Here is a 21665-nt window from a genome sequence, read left to right as displayed (position 1 = left end):
AGGGGTCTCGCTGGTACCCTTCTCGGGCTATCCTCTGAGCAAACTAAGAGGTATGGCTAAGCCCCCTCTGGACAAGAAGGAACACCCCAGAGAGCCAGAGAGGAGAATATGAAGGGGGGATCATACATCCGTCCTGAGCACACAGCTCTGTGTCAGACGCATTCCTTATATAATTCGTATCTTTGCGTCCGTACGTAGCTAGGTGAGCTACATACTCATATACATCGCGTATAGATTTTAATGGGAGTACTTCATCAATATAAGATAGGCTATAGGCGGTCGCTCCTCTGCCTCCTCATGTGGCTACTCGCTCTGGGCTCAGCGTATGCCCAGGCAGTACGCAAGGTCGGCTATATGGACTATATCCGCACCTACAACGCAGAGGCTCGTCGGCAGATGGATCGCTATGCTATCCCCGCTAGTATCACTCTAGCTCAGGGACTCGTGGAGACAGGAGCTGGGGCGAGCACCCTAGCACAAGTGCATAATAACCACTTCGGCATCAAGTGCCATACGACGTGGAATGGAAAGCGTACCTACAAGAGTGACGACAACCCCAACGACTGCTTCCGTAGCTACCCCTCTGCCCGGGAGTCCTATGAGGATCACTCCCTCTTCCTCAAGGGCAAACGTTATCAGCGACTCTTCGCCCTACGCTACGATGACTACCGAGGGTGGGCCAAGGGGCTACAGCTCTGTGGCTATGCCACGAACAAGGGCTATGCCAATATGCTCATCAAGGTCATCGAGGACTACGAGCTATACACCTTTGACCACGGCGAGTACCCCACCTGGTACCGAGGCCATGCGGGCAGTACCCGAGACCAAGGACGCCGTACAGCATCCCATGCGAAGTACGACCGTCCCATGCGTCCTACCTATATCAGCTACGGGCTACTCTACGTCCTAGCCGACCAGAATGACTCCTATGAGCGCATCGCCGAGGACATGGGTATGTCGGCCAAGAAGATTGCCAAGTACAATGATGCTCCCCTCGACTTCCCTCTGAACGAAGGGGACGTGGTCTACCTAGAGGCAAAGAACAAGGAGGCCTCCCCACGCTACCCGACCTACACGGTGCGTATCGGAGACTCCATGCATGAGATCTCCCAGCGCTTCGGCATCCGACTAGATAGGCTCTACAAGCTCAATGATAAGGACGACGAGTATGTACCCGAGGAGGGAGATATACTACGCCTGAGATAGCTCACACCGCCCAGACGACAAAGAGAGACAAAGCAATGAACGAACGCTATATGCAGCGAGGTGTATCAGCCTCCAAGGAAGACGTACACAACGCTATCCGTAATGTAGACAAGGGGCTATACCCAAAGGCCTTCTGTAAGATCATCCCCGACATCCTCGGCGGAGATGAGGCCTACTGCAATATCATGCATGCCGACGGTGCAGGGACTAAGTCCTCCCTCGCCTACCTATATTGGCGTGAGACCGGTGACCTCTCCGTCTGGAAGGGGATCGCCCAGGATGCCCTGATCATGAATATAGACGACCTGCTCTGCGTAGGCGCTATCGACGGCATCCTAGTCTCCTCCACGATCGGCCGCAATAAGCACCTCATCCCCGGCGAGGTCATCGCAGCGATAATCAATGGGACCGAGGAGCTCCTAGCTGAGCTCCGTGACCAAGGCATCGGTGTATACGCTACGGGGGGCGAGACAGCTGACGTGGGAGACCTCGTACGCACGATCATCGTGGATAGCACCGTCACCTGCCGTATGAAGCGTAGCGAGGTCATCGACAACGCTCGCATACAGGCAGGGGATGTGATCGTAGGGCTAGCCTCCTCGGGGCAGGCGACCTACGAGCGACAGTACAACGGAGGTATGGGGAGCAATGGGCTCACCTCCGCCCGTCATGATGTACTAGAGCATAGCCTAGCCAAGCGCTATCCAGAGAGCTACGATGCACAGACCCCAGACGAGCTCGTCTATAGTGGGAGCCGAGGGCTCACCTCGCCCGTAGAGGGGACGCCACTAGATGCAGGGCGACTCATCCTCTCCCCTACCCGCACCTATGCCCCGATCATACGCCAGGTGCTCCAGGAGCTCCGTCCACGGATCCATGGGATAGTACACTGCTCGGGGGGAGCCCAGACAAAGGTGCTCCACTTCGTCGAGGGGAAGCACGTCATCAAGGACAACATGTTCCCCATTCCTCCCCTCTTCGCCCTCATCCAGCAGGAGAGTGGCACCCCTTGGCAGGAGATGTACAAGGTCTTCAACATGGGTCATCGTATGGAGCTCTATGTCGCTCCAGAGGATGCCCCTCGCATCATCGAGATCTCAGAGAGCTTCGGCGTCGAGGCTCGTATCATAGGCCGTGTCGAGGAGGCGCAGCACAATAGACTCACCATCCATTCCCCCCACGGCATCCTGAGCTACGAGTAATATCCCCCCGACACGAGTCATATCTTCACCTATATACTTTTAGTATTTACCTTATCCCGAGACGACATTCATGGCAATAGAGAACGACCTGCTCCAGCGCATCGAGAGCCTAGAGGTCCGCTTCCAGGAGATCACCTCCCTGATTACCGCCCCAGATATCATCGCTGACCAGAAGCGCTTCATGAAGCTCAGTAAAGAGTACCGAGATCTGGAGCGTATCCTAGAGAAGGGGAAGGAGTACCGGAACCTACTGGGCAATATCCAGGAGGGGCGCGAGACTCTGGAGGCTGAGAGCGACCCTGAGCTACGCACGATGGCTCGGGAGATGATGCAGGAGGCAGAGGAACGCATCCCCGCCCTAGAGGATGAGATCAAGCTCCTACTCATCCCCGCAGATCCCGAGGATGCCAAGAATGTAGTGATGGAGATACGAGGTGGGACAGGTGGTGACGAGGCCGCCCTCTTCGCCGGCGACCTCTATCGCATGTACGTACGCTACTGCGAGGGACGTGGCTGGACGACAGAGGTCACCAGCATGAGCGAGGGGACTGCAGGCGGGTACAAGGAGATCGTCTTCACCGTCACAGGTGATGGTGTCTACGGGGTACTCAAGTACGAGAGCGGTGTACACCGGGTACAGCGTGTCCCAGAGACCGAGACGCAGGGTCGTGTACACACCTCTGCTGCCTCGGTCGCAGTCCTCCCCGAGGCGGAGGAGGTGGATGTCGTCCTCAACCCTGCTGATATAGAGATGCAGACTGCTCGCTCCGGTGGTGCTGGAGGGCAGAACGTGAACAAGGTGGAGACCAAGGTACAGCTCACCCACAAGCCTACGGGGATCGTCGTCGTCTGCCAGCAGGCTCGTACCCAGCTGGCCAACCGTGAGCTGGCCATGCAGATGCTGCGTACCAAGCTCTATGACATAGAGCTCACCAAGCACAACGAGGAGATAGCAGCACGACGCAAGACGATGGTCTCCACGGGGGACCGATCCGCCAAGATACGTACCTACAACTATCCACAGGGACGTGTCACCGATCACCGCATCAACCTCACATTGTATAACCTAGCTGCGATCATGTCTGGAGAGATCCAACCCATCATCGATGAGCTAATCATCGCAGAGAATATTGAACGAATGAAGGAAGCTGCACTCTGAGGATATCCTAGAGCTGCTAGCCTCTCCCTCCCTAGGGAGCGGGATGCTAGCACCTCTTGCCCTAGAGACGTGGCACCATATATAATGTAGACCATGACAAGAGAAGAACTATTTAAGAACATCCAGCGGAAGCGCTCCTTCCTATGCATAGGACTGGACACCGATGTGCGCAAGATACCTCAGTTCCTCCTAGAGGAGGATGATCCCATCTTCGCCTTCAACCGCCGGATCATCGATGCCACAGCACACCTCTGCGTAGCCTATAAGCCTAACCTAGCTTTCTACGAGAGTATGGGCTCCTTCGGTATTCTCGCCTTCGAGAAGACGGTGGAGTATCTGAGGACACACTACCCCGATCAGTTCATCATCGCCGACGCCAAGCGGGGGGATATAGGCAATACGAGTGATATGTATGCTCGTAGCTTCTTTGAGCATCTCAAGGTAGATGCTCTCACCGTAGCTCCCTACATGGGGAGCGATAGCGTCCTCCCCTTCCTCAAGCATAGCGGACACTGGGTCATCCTGCTCGCCCTCACCTCCAACGAAGGGGCAGCAGACTTCCAGCTCTCCGAGATGAAGGACGGCGGAGCCCTCTTCGAGCACGTCCTTCACAAGAGCCTAGAGTGGGGCAATAGCGACCAGATCATGTACGTAGTAGGAGCCACCAAGGCTGCTATGCTTCGTCAAGTGAGAGCTATCGTCCCCGACTCCTTCCTCCTCGTCCCTGGGGTCGGCTCTCAGAACGGAAGTCTGGAGGAGGTAGCTCTCCACGGGCTCAATAGCATGTGTGGCCTCCTCGTCAATGCCTCACGTAGTATCATCTATGCCGATAGCACGGAGGCCTTCGCTAGCGGAGCAGCCGCCGAGGCCGAGAAGCTACGCCACCAGATGGCCGAGATACTGATCAAGAACAAGCTCGTAGAGGCCTAGACGCCGTCCTGTACACACATACATACAGATACATCGTATATTCATGCCGTATAGCGCCGCACAGATAGCACCTCTCATCGGAGGAAAGATCGAGGGGGATGCCACAGCCCTCGTCTCAGGCTTCGGAAAGATCGAGGAGGCTAAGCCTGGCGATCTAGCCTTCCTAGCCAACCCCAAGTACGAGGCATTTGCCTACAGTACACAGGCCTCTATCCTACTCGTCGGGGAGGACTTCGTCCCCCGAGAGTCCGTCACCCCCACCTTGATCCGAGTCAAGGATCCCTATGCCGCCCTCGCCCAGCTCATGCAGCTCGTCGAGGCACAGCAGACCCCTCGCCTCTCGGGTATATCCCCCCAGGCATGCATCGCAGAGGGTGTGGAGCTCGGGGCAGAGGTATATATCGGAGCCTTCGCCGTCATCGAGGAGGGATGCAAGATCGGTGAGGGCGCCCTCATCTATCCTCATGCCTACATCGGTAGGGGGGTGACCGTCGGCCCCAATACCATCCTCTACCCTCATACCACCCTATACCAGGGGGTGCAGGTAGGTGCTCGGTGTATCATCCATGCAGGAGCCGTGATCGGTGCTGATGGCTTTGGCTTCGCGCCCGAGGCCGATGGCTATCACAAGATACCCCAGCTAGGCAACGTTATCCTAGAGGACGACGTCGAGGTAGGGGCAAATACCTGCATCGACCGTGCTGTGATGGGGAGTACCCTCGTCCGCCGTGGGGTCAAGCTAGATAACCTGATCCAGATCGCACACAACTGTAGCGTAGATGAGCATACAGTGATGGCTTCGCAGGTGGGTCTGGCAGGATCCTCGCACATAGGTAAGTGGTGCAAGCTCGGGGGACAAGTCGGGATCAGCGGACATATAACGATAGGAGACCGTGTGGAGATGGGCGGACAGACAGGTGTCCTCAGCAATATCCCCGAGGGCAGCACTCTGATGGGCTCCCCAGCCATGCCTCTGAGGGAGGCCATGCGGAGCTTCGTCATCCAGCCCAAGCTCCCCGACATGTATCGTCGCCTACAGGCACTAGAGAAAGAATTAGGAGAACTCAAGCAACAGCAATCAAAGTAGATAAAGTAGATATGGACAAGCAGAAGACACTGAAGGATAGCTTTACCCTCACAGGCAAGGGCCTTCATACGGGACTAGATATACAGATTACCTTCCTCCCTGCCCCCGCAGGCACAGGACGTACCATTCGTCGTATAGACCTAGAGGGAGCCCCCGAGATCCCAGCACTCTCAGAGTACGTCAAGGGGACTGAGCGAGGGACTGTCCTCATCAAGGGTGCCGCCTCTGTCAGCACGATCGAGCATGCCATGGCCGCTCTATATGCCAAGGGCATCACCAACTGCATCATCGAGGTCAATGCCCCTGAGTTCCCCATCCTAGATGGTAGCGCCAGAGCCTATGTCGAGGCGATAAACCGAGTCGGCATCGAGGAGCAGTCTCAGCCTGCTGAGCCCTATATCGTCAAGCAACGCCACGAGGTCATCTCCGAGGATGGACGCTCTCGTATCATCCTCCTGCCAGATAATAGGTTCGGGATCGACGTCCATGTCTCCTTTGACTCTCCCGTGCTGGATAACCAGTTTGCCTCGCTGGAGAACTTAGCGGACTTCGATACGGAGATCGCCACCTCTCGTACCTTTGTCTTCGTCCGCGAGGTAGAGACGCTGCTGGAGCACAACCTCATCAAGGGGGGAGACCTAGACAATGCCCTCGTCATCTACGACACCCCGATGGAGCAGGAGCAGCTAGACAAGATCTGTGACCTAGTGGGCGTACCCCACAAGAAGGACCTATCCCTAGGCTACATCAATAATGCTCCTATCCTCTTTCCCAATGAACCTGCACGCCACAAGCTCCTCGACGTCCTCGGGGATCTAGCCCTCATCGGGCGCCCTATCCGTGGGCGTATCATCGCCTTCTGCCCGGGGCACAAGATCAATAACGAGATGGGAGCTAAGATCCGCAAGGACATCAAGCTAAACGAGGCTCAGGCACCCGTCTACGACCCTAACCAGGCTCCGCTCCTAGACGTCAATCGTATCCGAGAGCTACTCCCCCACCGCTACCCCTTCCTCATGGTCGATAAGATCATCGAGATCGGGACGGACTACATCGTCGGGGTAAAGAGCGTCTCGGGCAATGAGCCCTTCTTCCAGGGGCACTTCCCCACCGAGCCCGTGATGCCAGGTGTGCTGCAGATCGAGGCTATGGCTCAGGTCGGCGGGCTCCTCGTCCTCAACACCATCGACAAGCCAGAGGAATACTCGACCTACTTCATGAAGATAGACAACGTGAAGTTCCGTCAGAAGGTCGTCCCCGGAGATACCCTCATCTTCAAGCTTCGTCTACTGACAGAGGTGCGCCGTGGAGTAGCCAATATGCGTGGTCTAGCCTTCGTCGGGGAGAAGCTCGTCTGTGAGGCAGAGTTCATGGCTCAGGTCGTCAAGAATAAGTAGTCCGAAGTCTCTATACAGAATAGCTGTAGATTATGTCCAGTAATAATATAAGTCCACTGGCCTCCATACATCCAGAGGCCAAACTCTCCCCAGGGGTCATCGTACACCCCTTTGCACTCATCGAGGAGAACACCGAGATCGGCGAGGGCTGCATCATCGAGAGTCATGCAGTCATCAAGAGTGGAGCCCGTCTAGGGAAGCACTGCCACATCCATCCAGGTGCTGTCGTGGGGGGGATCCCTCAGGACCTCAAGTTCGCAGGAGAGGACAGCCTAGCTATCGTCGGTGATCACACCACGGTACGGGAGTGTGCGACGATCAATAGGGGGACAGCCTCCCGTGGCCGTACCGTCGTCGGGAGCCACTGCCTGCTGATGGCCTACTCCCACGTCGCCCACGACTGTGTCCTCGGCGATCACGTGATCCTAGGCAACGCTACTCAGGTAGCAGGCGAGGTAGAGATCGATGACTACGCGATCCTTAGTGGTGGCTCTCTGATCCACCAGTTCGTACGTATCTCCCAGCACGTCATGCTCCAGGGTGGATCTCGTGTGAACAAGGACATCCCACCCTATACACTCATCGGGCGTGACCCTATCGTCTACTGCGGGATCAACATCGTCGGACTCCGTCGTCGGGGCTTCACCAACGAGCAGATCTTCCGCATCAACGACATATATCGTACCCTCTACCAGCGTGGACTAAATAATACTGAGGCCTTCAAGGCTATCGAGGAAGAGATCCCAGATAGCTATGAGCGTCAGCTAATCCTGGACTTCATCCGCTCCTCCGAGCGGGGTATCGTCCGAGGGACTATGGACTAGTCACTCCGCTCAGTACTGAAGTCTAGCTCCCGCACATCATCCGTACCTAGGGACGAGGCCTATACACATAGGTGAAGCTCCTAGTAGAGCCTCATCCCTAGGTGCCTCATCGCTAGAGCACAACGAAGTGGATGCCCCTGCGGAGCCTGTGCACGAGTATCACCCGATAACCTCCTCTCCCCCTCTCATTCGTATCCAATGCAAAAGATCTATACAGGTAAGCAGCTACGGGCTCTGTATCGTCAGGCAGAAGTATATGACCATCTCTCCGCCGAGGATCATATAGAGCGTGCTGCACGCTCCTTCGAGCAAGAGTTTCGTCGTCTCTACACCCAGACAGGGCACACGATCTATGTCTTCGCTGGAGCTGGTCGCTGTGGGGCCTATGCTCTGCGCATCGCCTCCTACCTAGCTCAACGAAGCTATACAGTCATGGCCTACCTATTCTATCGAGAGGGGAAGCTATCGGAGGAGTGTGAGGCCATACGTAGATCTATCGCAGATGGAGATCTCCGACTCGAGGAAGTCTATCGCAACTTCACCCCACCGAGGATCAAGGAGCAGGATGTCATCATCGATGGGCTATTCGGCACAGAGCTGACTACCCCACTCTTCGGGGGGTATGTCGGTCTCGTTGACTTCCTCAACGCTTCGAAGGCCTCCATCGTGAGCCTTGAGCTCCCCAGTGGACTCTTCGCTGAGGACAACTCGGGGAACGATCTGGAGCATATCATCAAGGCCAAGTATACCATCTCCTTTGACTGTCCCTACCTAGCCTTCTTCTTCAAGGAAAATAAGCCCTACATCGGCCAGTGGTCTTACCTCCCCCTAGGGATCAGTCCTCAGGCGCAGGATGAGCTCGATGCTAGCTACTATCTCACCGAGGACGCCTCCCTGACGAGCGCTCTCAGGATCCCGCCGACACTGGGGGAGGAGAAGATCCTCTTCCTCACGACAGAGTATGGGCACACAGGTCGGACACTCCTCTCCGCCAAGGCTGCTCTCTACTCAGGTTGCCATGAGGTATGTGCCCTCGTACCAGAGGAGGAGCAGCTAGCCCTACAGCTAGCCCTCCCTGAGCTCGTCGTCCTGCCCCACACCCCTCGCACAGAGCTCTTGTCCAAGTCTAATTACTACAAGGCACTAGTCATCAGCGAAGGCTTCGGACGAGGAGAGGCTGCGTGCTCACTCCTAGAGGGGTTACTCACGTCGACTAATCGTCCCTTCCTCCTCGACAGTGATGCCCTAGAGCTCATCGCCAATAAGCGTTCGCTACTAGACATCATCCCGAAGGGGAGCATCCTCATCCCCACCCATGCGGAGTTTGACCGCATGACCACGAAGCATCGAACCGATGCTGATCGTCTCTCTCGAGCCATAGAGCTCGCCGAGCGACTAGATGGCTACGTTATCCTCCGCGATATACATACTGCGATTTGCCTCCCAGGGGGTACTGTCTTCTTCGACACCTCTGGCAATAGGGGGCTCCACTCTATGGGCTGTCGCAACGTCCTCTCTGGGGTCATCGCAGGGCTACTTGGCCAAGGGTACGATGCCATCGTAGCCTGCGCCCTCGGCGTCCATCTCTGTGGTCTGGCTGCAGAGCTCTATGCGGGACGTCACTCTGAGCGGAGTCTCACAGCCACTCAGCTCATCGAGCAGCTAGGGAGTGCCTATCAGCAGCTAGAGGTACGCTAGGAGGGCATAGCCAAGGATGAGGAGCCCCCTATCAGAGAGTACCTCTCACCGACAAATACCTAATGGGGCGAAGGCCTGGGATAGCACCCAGCCTTCGCCCCTTTTATCATTCTAGTGCTTTTATATTATCTTTGTAACAATTCCAACAATAGTTAATTTCACCTAATCACAAGTAATAATGGGAAAGTTCATCCAAGAGTTTAAGGAGTTTGCCCTCAAGGGGAATGTCATGGACATGGCGATCGGTATCATCATCGGTGGCGCCTTTGGTAAGATTGTCACCTCGCTCGTGAACGACATCATCATGCCTCCTATCGGGCTCATCACGGGGAGTAGCTTCGAGGATGCCAAGATCGTCCTACGCGAAGCCCAGACAGATGCTGCGAGCGGGGAAGTGCTCAAGGAAGCCATCACGCTCAACTGGGGGAGCTTCGTACAGACGACTGTAGACTTCTTCATCATCGCCTTCTGTATCTTCGTCCTGATCAAGGCAATGAATAGCTTCCGCAAGAAGGAGGCCGAGCAGCCCGCTGCTCCAGCTCCTACACCTGAGGATATCCAGCTCCTACGTGAGATCCGTGACGAGCTCAAGCGCCGTGATAAGTAAGGGCTACTGAGACCCTATCCAACCTATAGGCATGAGGCCCCCTAGCTCCGTGGAGCTAGGGGGCCTCGCTTCATACGCTATGGCGCAGTATCTCTGGGGAGGGATCTTACTTCGTCTTTAGGACGAAGCTGAGCTCGATATCATCATTGATGAACTTGTCGCCGAGCCCCGTGAAGAAGCTCTTGGAGCCGTACTTGACGTTCCAGTCTGCACGATTGATGGTGAAGGTCTTACTCGTGATCGTGTAAGCACCCGTGGCGGGGTCAGCTACAACGGAGGCAACGGGGATCGTGATGTTCTTCGTTACGTCCTTGAGCGTGAGGTTGCCCTGTAGCTCTGTGAGCTCGGCTACCTTGACACCCTCTGCAGGGAGGTTGGTGAGCTCAAAGCGAGCCTCTGGGTACTTCGCTACGTCGAAGAAGTCTTCGCTCTCTAGGTGCTGCTTGAGCTTATCTGCTCCATCCTCTGCCTTGAGGTCTTCCACGATGATACCATTCATCTGGATGGAGACAGAGCCCGCTCTGAGGACACCGTCCTTGAGGTCTAGCTCACCTGCACTTACGGGGAGCTTACCATAGTGCTGTCCACCGGGCTTGAAGCCCTTCCAGCTCAGGTAAGAGACAGAGCTATCGACCGATACGGTCTGCCCTACGGTGAGGGTATTGGCTGCGACAGAGTCGCTAGCGGAGACGGCATTCTGGCCCTTCTGTCCTGAGCATGCGACGAGGGCTAGGCTGAGAGTAAATAGGCCGAGGAGGGAGGCCTTCTGATTCTTGTTCATTGTCCTTAATACTAATAAATAAGTTATAGGTATAACGTAGGGAGCATCCAGCCATATGACGAACTGGATCTCCCTACGATCTTTAGTATTGTTAACAATGAGTCTACCTCTTAGTTCAGCCACAGAGGGCTATCCCTTGTCAGGATTTCGCACAGTCCCCTCCCATAGAGGGACGGTAGGACGCACCTCGGGGGCTATTCCTTCTCCTTGATGAGTCCGTGACGGTAGGCATAGAGGAGCTTCTTGAGCTCGTCGACCTGATCCTTGAGGATGATCCCTTGGTCTGTGGCACGTACGAGGACACGATCCGTCGCATACTCCCTGACTACCGAGGTACTAGAGATGTCCTCCATATGCTCGATGGCCTCCTTCGTAGAGCTGAAGGGCTCATGCTTCACCAGATGTAGCCCCTGCGAATTGAAGATCAGCGTATAGCCTGCTATCCCAGTGCTAGACTGGTAGGCACGACTGAAGCCCCCGTCGATGAGCATGAGCTTACCACCGGCCTGTAGGGGGTGCTCTCCCTTGACTGCCTTCACGGGGACATGACCATTGATGATATGTGTATCGTTGCCCGTCAGGCCAAACTCCTCTAGGATGTGCTCACACACCTCCTGCTCGACCCTATAGACATAGTAGTATCCCTTCTCCTCGTGGTGCGTCTCCTTGTCTGCGATGAAGTACCGCTCGAAGGTCGTCATCGCCGACTTGTCAAAGAGAGGAGAGTCTGGGCCACACCATAGGTACCAGAGGAAGTCCACCGCCTCGGCATGCTCGATATGATCTGACGACGACCAGTGTGCACGACGTACGAGCTCATCGACACGATCCATCATCGCACGTCCTGCATAGAGCTTCTTACCGATACGGATCTTCTTGAAGCTCCTATCCTCATTGAGGGGGACGGAGGCATGGAAGAGGAGGTTATGGTTGTAGGTCAGATACATTCCTCCCTTCTTGTAGAGGAAGTTGATGTGGCTACGTAGCTTCTCGCTGTGCGTGAAGGAGTGTAAGAGCTTCTCCACGACCTCGGCCTCCATCTCCGTGAGGCGATAGGGATCAGCAGGGTCGACTGTGGGGAAGTGCGTATCCTTGAGTGGGTACGTCTTGCCATCGGGCAGGGTGATCGTCCCCGCCCCTAGGTCTAGGCGATGTAGGAGGTCTCTATCCTCCATCTTGTACTCTGGACGACGGGCGATGATCTGGTGCTCGAGCTTGAACTGGATGATTGCGATCGCCTTGTGCATCTGTCCCATCAGCACTAGGCTCTTGTCATCATACTTCTCATCCGTATCCCCGAGCTTCGGAGCGAAGGCCTTACAGGGATCCTTGCCATAGACCTCCATCGCTAGGCGGGCTAGAGGGAGCATATTGATCCCATAGCCATTCTCCAGCGTAGAGGAGTTGGCATAGCGTAGGGCGATACGTATCGCATTAGCCATACTAGCGGCATTCCCTGCAGCTGCACCCATCCAGAGCATATCGTGGTTCCCCCACTGGATATCTACGTTGTGGTAGGTAAGGAGCTTGTCCATGATGACATGTGCCCCTGGGCCACGGTCGAAGACGTCGCCTACGATATGTAGGTGGTCGATAGCCAGCCTCTGTATGGTCTCACAGATAGCCGTGATGAAGTCATCAGCCTGTCCTGTCTCGATGATCGAATCGAGGATAGCGCCTACGTAGGCGGACTTCTTGGGGTTCATACTATCCTCATGGGTGAGCTCCTGAGTGATGTAGCTGTACTGTGGGGGTAGGGCCTTGCGTACCTTGGAGCGGGTGTATTTCTCACTCACACGCTGCAGTACCTTGATGAGCTGATTGAGCGTGACCTTGTACCAGTCGGTAGAGATGGCATGCTTCTGAGCTAGTCGCTCTAGGCTCTCCTTGGGGTAGTAGATGAGTGTGCAGAGCTGACGGAGCTCCTGCTCACGTATCTGCCCGGCGAAGAGGCTCTCTACCTTGGTACGTATCGTCCCTGAGGCATTCTTCAGCACATGGATGAAGGCCTCGTACTCGCCGTGGATATCGGCTAGGAAGTGCTCTGTACCCTTAGGGAGGTTGAGGATAGCCTGTAGGTTCATGATCTCGGAGGCTGCCGAGGCCGCATTGGGGAACTGCTTGGAGAGCAACCCGAGATACTTGAGTTCTCTTTCTGTGATGTCCATAGTCGTATCTGTTAATGTGCTTGCTGTATGCATAGTGTTCTTTTTAGTGATTGAGGAGCTCTGCGTACTTGACCCCAGAGGCTCCTCGTATCTTCTTAAGTAAAAGGGTTAGTGCCTCTCTGCGCTCCACATAGAGGACGAAGGCTCCATGAAAGAGGCCATCCTCTGAGTGGATGGCATAGCTACGGAGCTTGATCCCCTCCTCCTTGCGGATGAGTGAGGTGATGTTGGTGGCGATAGCTAGCTCGTCACGCCCCACGACCTCTAGGCTCATGACCTGAGCGTGTCCCTCATCACCATTCCATCGTGTGCCGATGATCTTGTGCGGAGAGTGGGCGAACATATCGGGGGCATTAGGACAATTCGTGCGATGTACCTTGATGCCTCGGGAGGTCACGAGACCGAAGACCTCATCCCCATAGACGGGCTGACAGCACTGGGCAAGGCTATAGGCCACCCCTGAGAGGCCACGATCTAGGATCAAGACCTCGGAGGTCGAGGAGGAGACCACGGGGCTCTCCCCCTCGGGCTCGTTGTAGACAAGGCTCTCTGCCGAGCGTGAGGCCCCTACGGCCGGCTGTACCTCTTGGGCAGAGCTGGCATGGAGCTCCTGCTCATAGAGGTTGAGGAAGTCGTGGACATCCAGCCGATCTCGGGTGAGGTCTCGATAGAAGTCGGAGAGGGTCTTGTAGCCCTTGCGTTGGGTCACTCGGATAAAGGCCGCCTCCTCGAAGGGGAGCTTCCTATTCTTCATCCTTCGGCGGATGAGTTCCTTGGCCACACTGATCCCAGCCTCCTCCTCTGCTCGGAGGAGCTGGCGGATCTTAGCCTTAGCCTTAGGACTGACGACGATGGAGAGCCACCCGGGCTTCGGGCTCTGCTGGGGCGAGGTGATGACCTCCACGCTGTCCCCGTTGCAGAGCTGATGCCTCAGGGAGACGTTCTTCCCATTGACCTTACCTGATATAGCCTTGGCACCGACACGGCTATGGATCATGAAGGCGAAGTCCAGTAGGGTCGCCCCCTGAGGGAGCTTGAGTATCTCCCCCTTGGGGGTGAAGACATAGATCTCCCGAGCCTTGAGGGTCAGGAGCGAGGACTCCAGCGTCTGTCGCTTCTCATCCTCCTGCGAGGTGTCACGCACAGCCTCCAGAGCCTCTCGAACCGAGGCTAGGAAATCATCCAGCCCATGCTCGCTACGGATCCCCTTGTAGCGCCAGTGGGCAGCCACACCACGCTCGGCTACGACATCCATACGCTTGGTACGTATCTGCACCTCTACCCAGCGGTTCTCAGGCCCGAGGACCGTCGTGTGGAGGCTCTCGTAGCCGTTGCTCTTAGGGATAGAGATCCAGTCCTTGAGTCGCTCGGGGTTCGGGCGATACATATCGGTGATGATGGAGTAGACCTGCCAGCAGACCTGTCGCTCTCGCTCTAGGGGGACATCTAGGATCACTCGGATGGCGAATAGGTCGTAGATGTCCTCGAAGGGGAGCTTCTTGAGCTTGTTGCTGATGGAGCTAATGCTCTTGACCCGCCCCTTCATCTCAAAGGGTACCGAGAGCTCCGCTCGTAGCCGGTCACGCACCGGGGCGATGAAGGCGGCGATATAGGCGTCTCGGGCAGCCTTGGTCTCGCCGAGCTTGCGGGTGATGAAGCCGTAGGTCTTGGGCTGGAGGTAGCGTAGGCAGAGATCCTCCATCTCCCCCTTGATGGTGTAGAGCCCGAGACGATGGGCGATCGGGGCATAGAGGAAGGAGACCTCTGAGGCTAGCTGTGTACGAGCCTCCTCGGTATAGAAGCTCTTGGCATGGCGGAGCAGATAGAGGCGGTCGGCGATGATGATCAGCACGACACGCATATCCTCGGCCATAGAGATCAGGAGGTTGTGGAAGTTCTCCGAGCTGATGGCCTCCCGACGCATGTAGAGCTCCGAGGTACGGACGAGTAGCTGTAGCAGACGCAGTACCTCTGTCCCATACTCAGCCACTATCTCCTCACTGCTGAGGCTACCCTTGGCGAAGGGACGATAGAGTAGGACGGCGAGGATAGAGGGGGCATCTAGTCCGAGCTCCCGAGCTACGAGACAGGCGACCTCCAGGTGTAGGATGAGACCATGGATACGGTGTAGCCCCTCATCACTGGTCTCGAAGCATCCTGCCACCACAGCCCTCGTCAGCCAAGTGTAGGCAGAGCGTACCTTCGCCTCTCCCGCTACGGGCTGTAGTGTCCGGATGAGGTAGCGACTACACTGGTAGATCTGTCTCTTTTCGTCTTCGCTAAACATACTCTTTGGTTTCTTATGACGAGCTATTTGGTGACTAAAGGTACGAAATCTACCTAATCGAATACAAAAAGCCTAAAAAGACACGATCTCGGACATGGATATAACGACACATAGTCCCTCGGTCTACCTCCCCCACCCTACCCCTCAGCCAGCGGGGCACCTCTCTGTGGCGAGGGAGTCTCCTTGGGCTCTACTTGCTCTGATTACCCTCAAATAGTTCTCTCAGGGGGCGAGACGTATCTATAGGCTCCTCTTCGTGGAGGAAGTTCGTTGGGATAATCTCCGTGGAATCCCTTGGGACAAACTCCTTGTAGCGACACGAGGGTAATAGGCTCACTGTGATGGGACTGATCGTCTGCTCGATATACTGGTAGGTCATCGTCCGGCTACTCATGAGACGCTGAAGTATCGGGTCTCCGAGGAAGCTATATCGCCTCCGATCACAGTACGAGAAGCCAGAGGTATCCTGTAGGATATAGGCGACGCAGAGGTCTCCCACACCATTGCGATCCCTCAGATGATCTACGATCAAGATCTGATTATCCGCAGGGCTCTCATAGAGCTCCCTGATAGCCATATTTTCACTGATAAAAAGGGGTACTTCAGCATAGCTCACCCTTATACGACTCTCATAGCTGAAAGGGCTCATCAGACAATCTATGCCTCGCTTGCGACTGAGGGGCTCATAGCTACGGAAGATAACGAGATGATTGGGGATGCTGAGGATAATCCCCTCTGTCCGTATACCGACCCGACCCAGTAGCTCATTGAGGTACCGTGCCCATGTCCCTCTCTTATAGCGAAGCGTCTCTGTCCCAGATAGGAGGGAGATCCTGCGAGAGGGATAGCGTCGTGTGAGGAACCCTAGCACTGCCATATAGGTATGCCCCTCTTCGTCCCAACTGGTGAACTTGCCCGGCTCACTGACGACCAGATGATCTACAGCTCGGATCTCAGATAGAGGACGGGGGGTGATCGGGGGTTGTCCTTCCTTGCCCTTCAGGGTCCACTGAGTCGTCCTACAGCCCCAGAGGCTCAGGATGAGGAGTAGGGGTAGGAGGTATTTAGTATTCATAAGCCTTTACTGCTCTCTATGGAGTATGAGTATCGTGTGGGCAGAACTCTGCGGACTCCTCGCCCTGTGCCCCGGGTGTGGAGTCTGCTGGCTATTTCACTCCTACCTCTTCGGTAAGGTAGGTCTTAGGGATCACCTCGGAGGAGTTCCGTGGGACAAACTCCTTGTAGCGACACGAGGGCAGGAGGCTCACTGTGATCGGACTGATGAACTCAGCTATATGCTGGTAGGTCGTACTCCGATTGGTGAAGAGGCGACGATACCATGTATAGCCTAGGAAGCTGTAGCGCTCTAGTTCGTCCTCCGAGAATTGGGAGGTATCCTGCAGGATATAGGCGATACAGAGGTCACCTACATCATTGCGGTCTCGTAGATGATCCACGATCAAGATCTGATCCTCTGCGGGAAACTCATAGAACTCCCTGACCGCCATATTCTCAGAGGTAAAGATGCCTGGCTGCGTATATTGGACTCCTATACGACTGATTCTGGAATGAGGGGCTATCAGACAGTCCACGATACGTCTACGGCTCGGAGCCTCATAGCTACGAAAGACGATGAGGTGATTCGAGACGCTGAGGATAACCTTCTCGATCCGTATGCCTATTCGGCTTAGTCGCTCATTGAGGTAACTAGCCCATGCTCCATCCAGATACCGAAGGGTCTCTACTCCCGATAGTGTTGGAAGGTGATCGGTGATGCTGAGTCGTGTTACCCACCCCATATCAGCTTCATAGGTATGCCCATTCTCTTCCCAACTAGTCCTCCCATCTCGATCCCTAACTGCGATATGATCTATCACTTGGATCTCAGACAGCGGGCGAGGAGTGATCGGGGCTTGCCCTTCCTTCGCCTGAAGCATCCCTCGGGACGTCCTGCAGCCCCAGAGGCCTAGACCGAGGAGTGCGATACACAAGACCTGCCGAGCGCTCATGGCTCTACTTCTCTATGGGGTTGTATGGGAGGTTGAGCATAGGATCACCCTTGAAGGATGTTCGTCCTCCGAGCGCCTTGATAGCTTGTTCGGGATTGGCATAGAGCTGGACGATGATCTTCTCCAGTTCCTTCCTCGTTGTGGGGCGCTGGTTCCACTTCCAGCGGACGATATTCTCCCCAGCGGAGAGGTTGGTGATCCCTATGCAGGTATACCGATAGTCACCCTCGCTGTCAGCGACCTCTAGGATCAGCCCGGGTAGTCCCTCGAACTTGTACGGCCCCTCAGAGAGTGGGATCTCTGGTGTGAACCAAGCGATCCACTGCCTCCCCCCAAAGGCGACCTCTGCCCTCTGACAGCTATGTCCGAGGATTTCCCGCTTCTCGGGCTTCACCTGCCATTGTAGGGTAGGCTTAGGCTCTACATAGCTCACCACATGAGCGCTGGGCAGACGATAATCTGTGGTAATATCCTGAGCCTTTGGGTAGCCCCGGTAGAGGATCATCGGCGGGACAACATCTGTCACGATCTTCCGAGGAAGCTGCCCAGCCTCGAGCAAGGGTGTGGCGGCAGAGTCTGCTTGGTAGTGTTTCAGACTATACACCTTACTGATCTGTGTCCCTATGTCTAGGCGCACCTGATCCTGAGTGACATACTCCCGATCAGTAGGATCAGAGATGAAGTCTAGCTGGTAGAGTATACGATACTGCACCCGATCTAGACTATCAGCCTCAGCGAGCGAGCGTGGTGTGTCGAAGACCTGTGCCCCGAGGGGGAGGATGCTGAATAGGGATACTCCTAGGAGTATGAGTTTAATGGCTTTCATATTATATCTATAGTTAGTAGTTAGAGCTTGAATGAGACCTTCACGAGCACCGCACGAGGACGTAGACGATAGCTGTGCTGGATGGTAGCATAGGATAGGCGCTGGATGCTGTGATAGGCCTGCATGCCCAGCAGATTATTCAGTTCGCAGCCCACCTCTACTCGAGAGCCGCTCCACTTGAGCTGGCTGTCCAGGAGTAGGACATCGGTCTTTTCGCTGGAGGAGCTGACATGATTATGCTCTAGGATGATATCCCAGAATATGTTTTTCCCAAAGGCTACTCCTATCTGTGCGGTCTCGGAGAGGAGGTTATCGATCTCGGTGCGAGAGGCGAATCGGGAGGTATAGTTACGTCCATAGTAGACATTGTAGTCCAGGAGGATTTCCTTGATGGGATTGGCCTTCAGGGCTAGTCGCACGCTCTGGGTATGTACTTTATAGGGCGTGATCGTCCCCTGATAGGCTACCTGCCCTAGATGGTGTGTATAGCCTAGGTCGAGGTCGATCCCTAGGCCTGCCCAGGTAAATCCCTTGCTCAGCGACCACACCCCCGAGAAGGTCTGTGTATGGTGCTTGTGCTCGAGGAGCTCATAGCGTCCTCCGTCCTCACCGAGGAGCAGCATCTGGATAAAGGGCTTGTAGTGCATGCTCTGCCTCGCCCTCAGAGAGGACGACAGGAACGAAAAGATGTCTCGGTAGTCTACCCGCCCCTCTAGAGTAGCTGTTTGCTCCCTGAATAGCCTAGGTGTCCCGACCGTCAGACTGCGATAGCTCTCTAGGACGGGGTAGGGATACCAATCACGGATCCTCGGCTCCGTATGTGCATAGCTACCTGCCAACTGGAGACCCCAGTGCTGTCCTAAGCTTAGCTTGACCTTGAGATGAGGCTCGATGAGGAGGCCTGCTAGACGATCCGAGCTTGTCCGTCGGAGCTGGTAGATGACGGGGAGAGCTAGATCTATGGAATACTTCTGACGTAGATAGCTTAGGGTCTGCTCCACACCTACACGCAGGATACGATCATAGCTACTGCCTGTGCGCTCCAGTAGGCTACTCGATAGGCTCTGCCACTGGTACGAGGCGAAGACCTGAGGGCTATACGTCCAGTAACGCACAAGGGGGAGATTGAGGATCCGAAGGCGATTGTCCGTATAGAGACTCGTGAACCATCCCCGCTGCCCGATCATACTGTGTAGTGTGGGGAGTACCTGCTGCAGTTGCTGGTTATTGGCTGTCTCAAAGTCTTCGTCTGAGGTCGTCAGCCGCTGGGTGAGGATAAGCTCTATCGGGAGACGTGTACGGCCATTGATGAAGTGCATCTGATTGTTCAGGTGCAGAGCATCTAGCCCTTGACGCTGAGGGGTCGCTAGTCCATTGAGGGCGATTGTCCCCGAGGCCCTACTCTGCGAGGCGCTTGCACGAAGCTGATCCTTGAGGTAGTAGCTCTGCAAGTTCTTCTCATAGCTAAGGCTGGTCGAGGCGCTCCCCTGCCGTAGTAGATGCTCGATGCGCTCATCTAGGAGGAGCGGGGAGGAGGAGCGTCCATACCGAGCCTGCGAAGAGCCCTCGGAGCGAATCTTATCATACCGATAGCTCCCCTGCAGCTTGAGCTGGCTACTATCCGAGAGGACAAAGGCACTATTGCCACTGGCCATCAGCGACACATTGTCTGTATAGTATGATGGGGGAAGGTTGGGAGTAGCAGGCTTATCTATGCGGGCAAAGATGCGCTCCTCCCTCGCGCCACCCCTCTGTATGCCAAAGGAGCTCTCGTAGTACTGCCTGCCTGAGTTATCGACATACGCCACGCCGAGGAACTGAGCTCTCCGGGCAAGGTAGTTACTCCTAATACGGCTATTGGTCTCAAGCCCATCACCATAGCCAAGACCCAAGTCAAGCGAAACACCCCAGATCCCACGCTTCTTGGGCGAGAGCTTGAGGTTGAGGATGACATCATCCGAGGAGCGTTTGCCTACCAGCGCCTTGATGCCCTGGTAGTTATCCAGCACCTGTATGGTGGAGATGTCGCTCGCGTCTATATTGCTCGTGATCTGCCCATAGTCCCCCTGGGTCAGATCGATCCCCTCGATATTGATTTGCTTTAGGGGCTTGCCTTGGTACTTGAGCAGGCCTCCCTCCATACGCATCCCTGGGATACGGCGGATGACATCCCCGATACTGCGGTCAGTGGCCTTCGCTAGACGAGCGACATTATAGTTGATCGTATCTTGGTTTCCCCAGACCCGTGGAGCTTGCACGGAGACTTCCTTGAGGAGGTAGGTATCCTCCTTGAGATCAATATCTAGCTCGTGCGCTGTGGGGAGTGTGAGACGCTGGGTATAGGTCTTGTAGCCGAGGCAGCGAGCCGACACAATAGCCTGAGTGAGCTGGCCGCTTGCCGTGAGCTCAAACCGTCCTCCAGCATCCGTATGGGCGTAGCTGAGGATGGTACTATCTGTCACGGACAGGAGGGTGATAGAGACTCTGGGGAGTGGCTCCTTGCCTGAGTGGACGACCCCTCGGAGCTTGGTGGGGCTCTGTGCCCCGAGGTTAAGGCTAAGATAGACAAGACCAAACAACCCCGCTCCCCCTCTGCAGAGGGAGGCTAGCAGACTCCATAGGGGCCATGAGCTACTAGATGGGCTTAGGTGGGTGCTTCGGTACCGCATCGCTAACGTGAGTTTGACAATACTACCACAAACCTACAAATAAAAATTGAAACCATACCCATCAAGCTCTACCAGCCACAAAAAGAAGAAACAACGAACTAAACCACAGCAACTTAATAAACAAAAAAGTGTATACACATCGGGCTGAAGTCTGGCTCCTAAGGAGGTCTACCATAGAGTGAATAGCGAGAGAGGCAGGCCTCCCCTCCTGAGTACTCCTCTGCGGGTGCAATGCTTGCTCTGGAGCAGCCTCTGTGAGAGCATACTTATCACCTATGTAAGGTGATGGGAACGTTCATACCGTGAGCGTGTGTGCGCTCTAGGTAAGAGCGCATCCGTCACCTATGTAAGGTGATGAGGACGTGCATACCGTGAGCGCACACACGCTCTCAGTATGTTCGTTTTAGCCCCTCCGAAGAGACCGATACAGAGGATATTACGAGGAGAGATTTCTTCGGTAGATCTTCCCTGATCTAGCATAGTCGTAGCCTAGTCGTGGGAGGGAGTATATACCATAATTATATAGGTAGACTATGAGGTAGAGAATACTACGAGGGATAAGAGGGGAGGGTATTGGGGAGAGGGACAGTGGGTGAGCTAAGAGCGAAGAAAAGGGGTGAACGCCAAGGGGATGCTCAGAGCCGACGCATGATCTCGCTCGCACACTCCTGCCCTTAGATCTTCGGGGATATCATTTCATGTCCCAGGGAGCCTTAGCCCATTACTAAAGATCTTAGGCGTTATCCCTAAGGAATAGACATACAAGCGAGCCCTACAGAGAAGATACTTAGAGCGCACTTGTGTACACGCGTGTA

17 protein-coding genes are annotated in these 21665 nt (G+C 55.3%); 10 read left to right on the top strand and 7 right to left on the bottom strand.

Annotated elements, in window-relative coordinates; genetic code table 11:
- The first annotated feature begins 354 nt into the window (after positions 1-354).
- From QZ170_RS01170 to mscL, 9 genes are all read left to right on the top strand, one after another.
- Complete coding sequence (locus QZ170_RS01170) at positions 355-1206, top strand: glucosaminidase domain-containing protein (protein ID WP_297176199.1); 852 nt, start codon at positions 355-357, stop codon at positions 1204-1206.
- 35 nt (positions 1207-1241) lie between these two features.
- Complete coding sequence (locus tag QZ170_RS01165) at positions 1242-2408, top strand: AIR synthase related protein (RefSeq protein WP_297176032.1); 1167 nt, start codon at positions 1242-1244, stop codon at positions 2406-2408.
- Positions 2409-2478: 70 nt separating this feature from the next.
- Positions 2479-3567, top strand: a complete 1089-nt coding sequence (gene prfA / locus QZ170_RS01160; RefSeq protein WP_297176030.1) for a peptide chain release factor 1 — start codon at positions 2479-2481, stop codon at positions 3565-3567.
- Positions 3568-3660: 93 nt separating this feature from the next.
- On the top strand, positions 3661-4497 hold the full coding sequence (pyrF, locus tag QZ170_RS01155) for an orotidine-5'-phosphate decarboxylase (RefSeq protein WP_297176028.1): 837 nt from the start codon (positions 3661-3663) through the stop codon (positions 4495-4497).
- A gap of 43 nt (positions 4498-4540) precedes the next feature.
- Positions 4541-5584: a UDP-3-O-(3-hydroxymyristoyl)glucosamine N-acyltransferase gene (lpxD, locus tag QZ170_RS01150; protein ID WP_297176026.1), complete on the top strand. Its 1044-nt coding sequence runs from the start codon at positions 4541-4543 to the stop codon at positions 5582-5584.
- 11 nt (positions 5585-5595) lie between these two features.
- On the top strand, positions 5596-6981 hold the full coding sequence (locus QZ170_RS01145) for a bifunctional UDP-3-O-[3-hydroxymyristoyl] N-acetylglucosamine deacetylase/3-hydroxyacyl-ACP dehydratase (protein WP_297176024.1): 1386 nt from the start codon (positions 5596-5598) through the stop codon (positions 6979-6981).
- Between the two features lie 32 nt (positions 6982-7013).
- On the top strand, positions 7014-7805 hold the full coding sequence (lpxA, locus tag QZ170_RS01140; protein ID WP_297176022.1) for an acyl-ACP--UDP-N-acetylglucosamine O-acyltransferase: 792 nt from the start codon (positions 7014-7016) through the stop codon (positions 7803-7805).
- Positions 7806-8003: 198 nt separating this feature from the next.
- Positions 8004-9503, top strand: coding sequence for a bifunctional ADP-dependent NAD(P)H-hydrate dehydratase/NAD(P)H-hydrate epimerase (locus QZ170_RS01135; RefSeq protein WP_297176020.1), 1500 nt, complete (start codon positions 8004-8006; stop codon positions 9501-9503).
- A gap of 178 nt (positions 9504-9681) precedes the next feature.
- Complete coding sequence (gene mscL, locus QZ170_RS01130; RefSeq protein ID WP_297176018.1) at positions 9682-10110, top strand: large-conductance mechanosensitive channel protein MscL; 429 nt, start codon at positions 9682-9684, stop codon at positions 10108-10110.
- A 106-nt stretch (positions 10111-10216) separates the two neighbouring features.
- Here the strand turns inward: mscL and QZ170_RS01125 are convergent, their stop codons facing one another.
- The 5 genes from QZ170_RS01125 to QZ170_RS01105 form a co-directional block, all read right to left on the bottom strand.
- Entirely contained in the window at positions 10217-10891 is a 675-nt protein-coding gene (locus QZ170_RS01125) for a YceI family protein (RefSeq protein WP_297176016.1), read from the bottom strand.
- 194 nt (positions 10892-11085) lie between these two features.
- A complete protein-coding gene (locus tag QZ170_RS01120) occupies positions 11086-13059 on the bottom strand; it encodes a fructose-1,6-bisphosphatase (RefSeq protein ID WP_297176014.1) in 1974 nt (657 codons plus the stop codon).
- 43 nt (positions 13060-13102) lie between these two features.
- The gene (locus QZ170_RS01115; protein WP_297176012.1) at positions 13103-15346 is read right to left on the bottom strand and encodes an HD domain-containing protein; all 2244 of its coding nucleotides are present in this window, start codon (positions 15344-15346) and stop codon (positions 13103-13105) included.
- A 190-nt stretch (positions 15347-15536) separates the two neighbouring features.
- Entirely contained in the window at positions 15537-16421 is an 885-nt protein-coding gene (locus QZ170_RS01110) for a hypothetical protein (RefSeq protein ID WP_297176010.1), read from the bottom strand.
- A gap of 91 nt (positions 16422-16512) precedes the next feature.
- Positions 16513-17145 (bottom strand): hypothetical protein, encoded by a 633-nt coding sequence (locus QZ170_RS01105; protein ID WP_297176008.1) that lies wholly within the window; start codon positions 17143-17145, stop codon positions 16513-16515.
- Positions 17146-17160: 15 nt separating this feature from the next.
- Here QZ170_RS01105 and QZ170_RS01100 point away from each other — a divergent pair, with 15 nt between their 5' ends.
- On the top strand, positions 17161-17316 hold the full coding sequence (locus QZ170_RS01100) for a hypothetical protein (RefSeq protein ID WP_297176006.1): 156 nt from the start codon (positions 17161-17163) through the stop codon (positions 17314-17316).
- 43 nt (positions 17317-17359) lie between these two features.
- Here QZ170_RS01100 and QZ170_RS01095 read toward each other — a convergent pair whose 3' ends face one another.
- Both QZ170_RS01095 and QZ170_RS01090 read right to left on the bottom strand, forming a co-directional pair.
- A complete protein-coding gene (locus tag QZ170_RS01095; protein ID WP_297176004.1) occupies positions 17360-18181 on the bottom strand; it encodes a GLPGLI family protein in 822 nt (273 codons plus the stop codon).
- A 20-nt stretch (positions 18182-18201) separates the two neighbouring features.
- Positions 18202-20760 carry a carboxypeptidase-like regulatory domain-containing protein gene (locus QZ170_RS01090; protein WP_297176002.1) on the bottom strand — a complete coding sequence of 853 codons (2559 nt, stop codon included), beginning with the start codon at positions 20758-20760 and terminating at the stop codon, positions 18202-18204.
- Positions 20761-21665: the final 905 nt, after the last annotated feature.

This window comes from uncultured Porphyromonas sp., from assembly GCF_905372525.1.
In the GTDB taxonomy this organism is placed as follows: Bacteria; Bacteroidota; Bacteroidia; order Bacteroidales; family Porphyromonadaceae; genus Porphyromonas.
Note: the sequence above shows the minus strand (reverse complement) of the source record. Positions and strands in the feature narration are given on the sequence as shown.